Origin of the sequence: Salipiger sp. HF18, assembly GCF_011806505.1 — a bacterium.
In the GTDB taxonomy this organism is placed as follows: domain Bacteria; phylum Pseudomonadota; class Alphaproteobacteria; order Rhodobacterales; family Rhodobacteraceae; genus Salipiger; species Salipiger thiooxidans.
In genome coordinates this window covers 1-6,454 of record NZ_JAATOS010000227.1, presented here as the reverse complement: position 1 = coordinate 6,454, position 6,454 = coordinate 1, and the positions used below count along the sequence as shown (strand labels likewise).

At 69.4% G+C, this 6,454-nt stretch carries 6 protein-coding genes; 4 read left to right on the top strand and 2 right to left on the bottom strand.

The genetic code is table 11. The features are described 5' to 3' along the window. Window positions 1-296 precede the first annotated feature (296 nt). The 4 genes from HC022_RS16690 (at window position 297) to HC022_RS16675 (ending at window position 4,939) form a co-directional block, all read left to right on the top strand. Window positions 297-989 (top strand): metal-dependent hydrolase, encoded by a 693-nt coding sequence (locus HC022_RS16690; protein ID WP_167453182.1) that lies wholly within the window; start codon window positions 297-299, stop codon window positions 987-989. 93 nt (window positions 990-1,082) lie between these two features. Next, the gene (locus HC022_RS16685; RefSeq protein WP_167453181.1) at window positions 1,083-2,084 is read left to right on the top strand and encodes a hypothetical protein; all 1,002 of its coding nucleotides are present in this window, start codon (window positions 1,083-1,085) and stop codon (window positions 2,082-2,084) included. Window positions 2,085-2,213: 129 nt separating this feature from the next. Beyond that, the gene (locus HC022_RS16680) at window positions 2,214-3,365 is read left to right on the top strand and encodes an exo-alpha-sialidase (RefSeq protein ID WP_167453180.1); all 1,152 of its coding nucleotides are present in this window, start codon (window positions 2,214-2,216) and stop codon (window positions 3,363-3,365) included. Between the two features lie 296 nt (window positions 3,366-3,661). Continuing rightward, window positions 3,662-4,939 (top strand): O-acetylhomoserine aminocarboxypropyltransferase/cysteine synthase family protein, encoded by a 1,278-nt coding sequence (locus HC022_RS16675; protein ID WP_167453179.1) that lies wholly within the window; start codon window positions 3,662-3,664, stop codon window positions 4,937-4,939. Between the two features lie 73 nt (window positions 4,940-5,012). Here HC022_RS16675 and HC022_RS16670 read toward each other — a convergent pair whose 3' ends face one another. Beyond that, the gene (locus HC022_RS16670) at window positions 5,013-5,549 is read right to left on the bottom strand and encodes an MOSC domain-containing protein (RefSeq protein ID WP_167453178.1); all 537 of its coding nucleotides are present in this window, start codon (window positions 5,547-5,549) and stop codon (window positions 5,013-5,015) included. Then, entirely contained in the window at window positions 5,546-6,241 is a 696-nt protein-coding gene (locus tag HC022_RS16665; RefSeq protein ID WP_040384165.1) for an SIMPL domain-containing protein, read from the bottom strand. The genes HC022_RS16670 and HC022_RS16665 overlap by 4 nt, the downstream gene beginning before the upstream one ends. Window positions 6,242-6,454 lie beyond the last annotated feature (213 nt).

The following is a 6,454-nucleotide window of genomic DNA, read 5'->3' as shown; positions in this document are numbered from 1 at the left end:
GCCCGGCGCCAGCGGCCCGCTCGACCTGACCGACCGCGCCCTGATGGCGGGGCTTGCCCGCGCCTGGCCTGCGGCCTGACGAAAGACCCGGCGGTCCGCGTGTTCGCGGCCTCGTGCCTGCCTCCGGCGGGGATATTTGGGGCCATTGGAAAACACGCCCGTCTGAACGCCCCGTCTTCCAGTGGCCATAAATATCCCGGGGGAGTCTGCCGCAGGCAGATGGGGGCAGCGCCCCCTTTACCCCCCGCAAAGTTGCGCTACCGTCGGGCCGGAACACGCAACCGGAGGATTCCCCCATGAAGATCATCTGGCTCGGCCACGGCTCCTTCCGCTTCGAGATCGCGGATCAGGTGCTGCTCATCGACCCCTGGCTCAACGGCAACCCCAAGATGCCCGAGGACCGCAAGGCAGAGGCGCTCGAGGGCGCGACGCAGATCCTCATGACCCACGGCCACTTCGACCACAGCTCCGACGTGGTGCAGATCTCGAAGGACACCGGCCTGCCGGTCTCCGGCATGTTCGAACTGATCGGCCTGCTGGAAAGCCAGGGCGCCAACGCCGGCCACGCCTTCAACAAGGGCGGCACCATCGCCTTTGGCGAGGTCAAGATCACCATGGTGCCCGCCTCGCACAGCTCGTCGATGACCGTGGACGACAAGCCCGTCTACACCGGCATGGAGACCGGCTTCATCATCGAGGGCGAGGGCCACACGATCTATTTCTCGGGCGACACCACGATCATGGCCGACATGGCGTGGATCGGCGCCTATCACAAGCCGGACATCGGCATGCTCTCGGCGGGCGGCTATTACACCATGGACATGAAGGCGGCGGCCTGGGCGGCGAAGACCTACTTCGACTTCAAGACCGTGATCCCCATGCACTACCGCACCTTCGACGCGCTCGAGCAATCCGCCGAGGCGCTGGCCGCGGGCCTGCCCGGGGTGAAGGTGATCGAGCCCGAAATTCTCGAAGCCATCGAGATCTGACGGCGCGGCCCGCGCCCTTCGGCGCTTTCGCGACGCCCTCCGGCGGCCTATGATGGCGGGAAAACACCGCAGGACACGAGGCAGGCGGGGGGCATGACAGCACCGGCGCGGGCGCAACCGCTCAATGTGATGATCGTCGGACAGGCGGGGCGGCTGCAGTACGAGGCACTGCTCTTCGCCCTGTCGCTCGCCCACGCGACCCCGCGCGATCAGGTGCAGCTCTTCGTGGCCGATCCGCAGCCCGGGCCGCTCTGGTCGCAGGACCCGCGCATCCTCGATGCCGAGGTGCGGGAGCTTCTCAGCGCGCACGGCGCCACCTTCCTGCCCTTCGAGAGCCGCCACTTCGGGCAGGCCTATCCCTACGGCAACAAGATCGAGGCGCTTGCCGCCCTGCCCGAGGGCGAGCCCTTCGTGTTCTTCGACACCGACACGCTGGTGCTTGGCGATCTCGCCTCCGTGCCCTTCGATTTCGCCCGGCCCGGCGCCTCGCTCCGCCGCGAGGGCACGTGGCCGCAGATCGAGCTCTACGGCCCCGGCTACACCGCCATCTGGACATCGCTCTACGACCGCTTCGGGCTCGATTTCGAAAGCTCCCTCGACACCGGCTGGCCCGAGGAGCACTGGCGCCGCTACCTCTACTTCAACGCGGGCTTCTTCTTTTACGAATGCCCCCGCCGCTTCGGGCAGCGCTTCCTCGACTACGCGCTCGAGATCCGCGACGACCCACCGCCGGAGCTGGTGTGCCAGAGCCTCGACCCGTGGCTCGACCAGATCGCGCTGCCGCTGGTGATCCACGCGTTCGGCGGCGGGCGGGAGGCGCTTCCCGAGGGGCTGCTTGATGGCGCGGTGACCTGCCACTACCGCACGCTGCCCCTGCTCTACGCCCGCGAGGCCGACGCGGTGGTGCAGCGGCTCGAGGAGATTGCCGCGCCGCACCGGGTCCGGCAGGTGCTGAAACAATACGAGCCGATCCGGCGCATGGTCTACCAGGGGCGCGGCGCGAAGGCGCGGGCGCTCTTCGATCGCGACGACCTGCCCCGGCGCGAACAGGTGATCCGCAACCGGCTCAAGCGCGAGGGCTTGTGGATGCGCTGAGGCGCCCGCCCCGCTCAGAGCAAGACAGCGGCACCTCGCCGGTGATCCGAAAACGCGTTCCGCGAATCTGTCACTTCGTGATAGGTTGATATCATCGTATTTTCACCACACGCATTCGGAGCCCAAAAAATGACCCACGCGACCGTCCTCGTCGGCACCACCAAGGGCGCCTTCCTGCTCTCCGGCACGCCCGAGGGCGACGGCTGGTCGGTCGCGGGGCCATTCTGCGACGGCTGGCCGATCAACCACATGGGCGGCGACCCGCAGACCGGGCGGATCTGGGCGGTGGGCGGCAACGACTGGTTCGGCGCCGGGGTCTGGCGCAGCGGCGACGGCAGGGACTGGACGCTGGCCAAGCTCGCCGACGGGCAGATGGACGACTGGGTGCGCAACGACCCCGACACGGCGAAGCTGCTGGGCGTCACGGCGCAGCCCCCCGCCCCCTTCACCGGGCGACTCGACGCGCTCTGGTCGGTGCGCCACACACCCCAGGCGCTCTACGCCGGGTCAAAGCCCGCGCGGCTCTTCCGCAGCACCGATGACGGCGAGACCTGGGCCGAGATGGCCGGGCTCGCCGATCACCCCTCTTCGGACAGCTGGCAGCCCGGGGCGGCGGGGCTCACGCTGCACAGCATCGTCACCGTGCCCGACGCGCCCGAGAAGATCTGGGTGGCGATCTCGGCGGCGGGGGTCTTCGCTTCCGAGGACGGCGGCGACACATGGGAGCGCCGCAACCGCCGCTCCAACGCCCCGGCAACGCCGTCGAGCCACCCGGCGTCCGGGGACGGCATCGAGACCGGCCATTGCGTGCACAACCTCCAGCACGCGCCGGGCGACGGCGACATGCTCTACCAGCAGAACCACCACGGCGTCTTCCGCTCGCGCGATGGCGGGCGCAGCTGGGACGAGATCACCGACGGGCTGCCCTCGACCTTCGGCTTTCCCATCGGGGTGCACCCGCGCGACCCCGGGACGATCTGGACGCTGCCGCTGAACGGCGACACCGAGGGCCGCTTCCCGCCCGAGGCCAGCGCCGCGGTCTGGCGCTCGCGCGATGGCGGCGAGAGCTGGCACGCCTGCCGCGACGGGCTGCCGCAGCAATCGTGTTTTTTCACCGTGTTGCGGCAGGCCATGGCCACCGACCACGCCGAGCCCGCCGGCGTCTACTTCGGCACCAACACCGGCTCGGTCTTCGCCAGCGCCGACGAGGGCGACAGCTGGCAGGAGATCGCGCGGCACCTTCCGACGGTGCTTTGCGTCGAGGTGCTGGAGCAGGTCTGAGCGGCGCCCGCCTGAGGCGATGCCGCGCTGGCGCTGGCTTCGGGATGGCGCTGTGCCTGGGGCGGTTCGGCGGGGGATGTGAGGACGCCGGAGCCGTGTGCGCCGGTCGGGCTGCGGTGCGCGCAGCGCGCAGGGTCCACGCGCGCCCTGTCGCCACCACGCCCCCGCCAACGCCTGCTCACGGCCATGCCGCAACACCCAAGCCCCCAGCCACACCCCCGCGACCAAGCCGCCTGTTGTGAGCCGGGCCACAATGTCCTAACCCTTTCGGGCAGGGAATCCAGAGGGAGGACTCGATGACTCACGGCTTCGACACGTTGCAGGTTCACGCGGGCGCGCGCCCCGATCCGGCGACCGGCGCACGTCAGACCCCGATCTACCAGACCACCGCCTATGTCTTCCGCGATGCGGATCACGCCGCGGCGCTCTTCAACCTTCAGGAGGTGGGCTACATCTACTCGCGCCTCACCAACCCGACGGTGGCGGCGCTGCAGGAGCGGGTCGCGACGCTCGAGGGCGGTGCCGGGGCGGTCTGCGTCTCTTCCGGTCACGCGGCGCAGATCATGGCGCTGTTCCCGCTGATGGGCCCGGGGCTGAACATCGTCGCCTCGACGCGGCTCTACGGTGGCACAATCACCCAGTTCAGCCAGACCATCAAACGCTTCGGCTGGTCCTGCAGCTTCGTCGATTTCGACGACCCCGCCGCCATCGAGGGTGCCATCGACGAGAACACCCGCGCGATCTTCTGCGAGAGCATCGCCAACCCGGGCGGCTACGTCACCGACCTCGACTCGGTGGCGGCCATTGCCGACCGCGCCGGGCTGCCGCTCATCGTCGACAACACTTCCGCCACGCCCTACCTCTGCCGCCCCATCGAGCATGGCGCGACGCTGGTGGTGCACTCGCTGACCAAGTACATGACCGGCAACGGCACGGTGACCGGCGGCGCGGTGGTGGATTCCGGCAAGTTCGACTGGTCCGCCTCGGGCAAGTTCCCCTCGCTCGCCGATCCCGAGCCCGCCTACCACGGGCTGAAGTTCCACGAGACCTTCGGCGGGCTGGCCTTCACCTTCCATTCCATCGCCGTGGGGCTGCGTGACCTCGGGATGACGATGAACCCGCAGGGCGCCCATTACACGCTGATGGGCATCGAGACCCTGTCGCTGCGGATGCAGAAGCACGTGGAGAACGCGGTGCGCGTGGCCTCGTGGCTCGAGAACCACCCGGCGGTGGCGCAGGTGACCTACGCGGGCCTGCCCTCGTCGCCCTACAACGACCGGGTGGCGCGGATCTGTCCCAACGGCGCGGGCGGGCTGTTCACCGTGGCGCTGAAGGGCGGCTACGAGAGCTGCCTGAAATTCGTCGACGGGCTCGAGATCTTCAGCCACGTCGCCAACCTCGGCGATGCCCGGAGCCTGGTGATCCACTCGGCCTCGACCACGCACCGCCAGCTCTCCGAAGAGCAGCAGATCGCCGCCGGGGCCGCACCGAACGTGGTGCGGATCTCGATCGGGATCGAGGACCCGGACGACCTGATCGCCGACCTCGACCAGGCGCTGAAGAACGCCGGATGACCGGCCGGGCCCGGCGGCAGCGCCGGGCCCTTTGCTTTTCCGGGGATTTGCGGATCCGCGAAGACGACGACGCTCAGACCCGTTCGAGCGGCAGGTGCGGCGCGGCCGGCAGGTTGACCGCGATCGCGTCGCCGGGCGTCACCGCCCCGCCACGGATGACCACCGCCATGATCCCCGCCCGTCGCACCAGACCGCCTTCCGGCGTACGCATCAGCACCTCCGACAGGAGCCCCGAGCGGAAACCCGAGATCTGCGCGCAGGGGTTGCGCAGGCCGGTCACCTCGACCTCGGCCTCTCCCAGCGCCAGCCGGGTCCCGCGCGGCAACGCCAGCAGGTCGATGCCGCGGGTCGTCACGTTCTCGCCCATCTCGCCGGGGCCCACGTCGTAGCCCTTGGCATTGAGCTCGTCGAGCAGCTCGGCCGCGAGCAGGTGCACCTGCCGCAGGTTGGGCTGGGTCGGGTCCTGCGCCACCCGCGACCGGTGCTGAACGGTGACGCCGCGATGGGCGTCACCCTCGACCCCCTGCCCCGCGATCAGCACGATCCCGGGGCAGAGCTGCTTCGAGAACCGGTGCGCGGCGTCCCGCGCAACGGCCACGACTTCGGTCACTGGTCGCCTTCGCCGAGCGAGAAGACCATGGTCACCCGCGCCGCCAGCACGGTTTCGCCCGCGGCCACCGGCACCGACTTGTCGCGCGCCTCCATCATCATCATCGGCTCGGGCGCGTAGCCACCGCCGGATTCGCTGATCGACAGCACCGGCCCAAGCGTCACGCCCGCGGCCTCGGCCAGCACCCGCGCCCGCTGCATGGCGTCGGCCACCGCGTCGCGCCGGGCTTCCTCTTCCACCGGGTCCGGGTCCTGCAGGCCGAAGCTCAGCCCCGAGAGCCGGTTGGCGCCGTCCTCGGTCACCGCGCCCAGTACGTCACCCAGCTGGGCGAGGTCGCGCACCCGCACGGTGAGCCGGTTGCTCGCCTCGTAGCCTGTGATCTCCTGCGCGCGATCGTCACGGTAGTTGCTCCAGACCGGCTGCAGCCCGAGATCCGAGGTCTGGCGGTCGCGCGCCTCGATGCCCATGCCCTCGAGCCGGTCGAGGATGGCGCCCGCGACGCGGTTGGTCTCGGCCATGGCAGCACCGGCATCGGCATCCTGCGCGGTGACGCCCAGGGTGACCGTGGCCATGTCCGGAACCGCGGCCGCGCGGCCCTCGCCGGTGACGGTGATCTGCGGGCCCTGCTCCTGCGCAATTGCGGCAAGAGGCAGCGCCGCGGCACAGAGGACGGCGAGAACGAAACGACGCATGGAAAATACTCCTTCAAACATGCTCAATCTCAGGTAACATCGAACCTCTAGAAGAGGTCTTCAAGGCCCCGTCCCGCAGGCGCCCACTGGCTCGGCAAAGAGCCGCTACAGCCGGGCATCGGGCGTCATGGGACTCCCACAAGCACTTGAGCAGTGATAGAGATCGGCCATGGTACCGAATTTCGCGCTTTCCCTTTCGTCCGACGGAATCAC

What these genes read in the sequence shown, in the direction of transcription:
- HC022_RS16690 (WP_167453182.1), top strand. Translation starts at nt 297, where the DNA reads ATGAAGATCATCTGGCTCGGCCACGGCTCCTTCCGCTTCGAGATCGCG.
- HC022_RS16685 (WP_167453181.1), top strand. Translation starts at nt 1,083, where the DNA reads ATGACAGCACCGGCGCGGGCGCAACCGCTCAATGTGATGATCGTCGGA.
- HC022_RS16680 (WP_167453180.1), top strand. Translation starts at nt 2,214, where the DNA reads ATGACCCACGCGACCGTCCTCGTCGGCACCACCAAGGGCGCCTTCCTG.
- HC022_RS16675 (WP_167453179.1), top strand. Translation starts at nt 3,662, where the DNA reads ATGACTCACGGCTTCGACACGTTGCAGGTTCACGCGGGCGCGCGCCCC.
- HC022_RS16665 (WP_040384165.1), bottom strand. Translation starts at nt 6,241, where the DNA reads ATGCGTCGTTTCGTTCTCGCCGTCCTCTGTGCCGCGGCGCTGCCTCTT.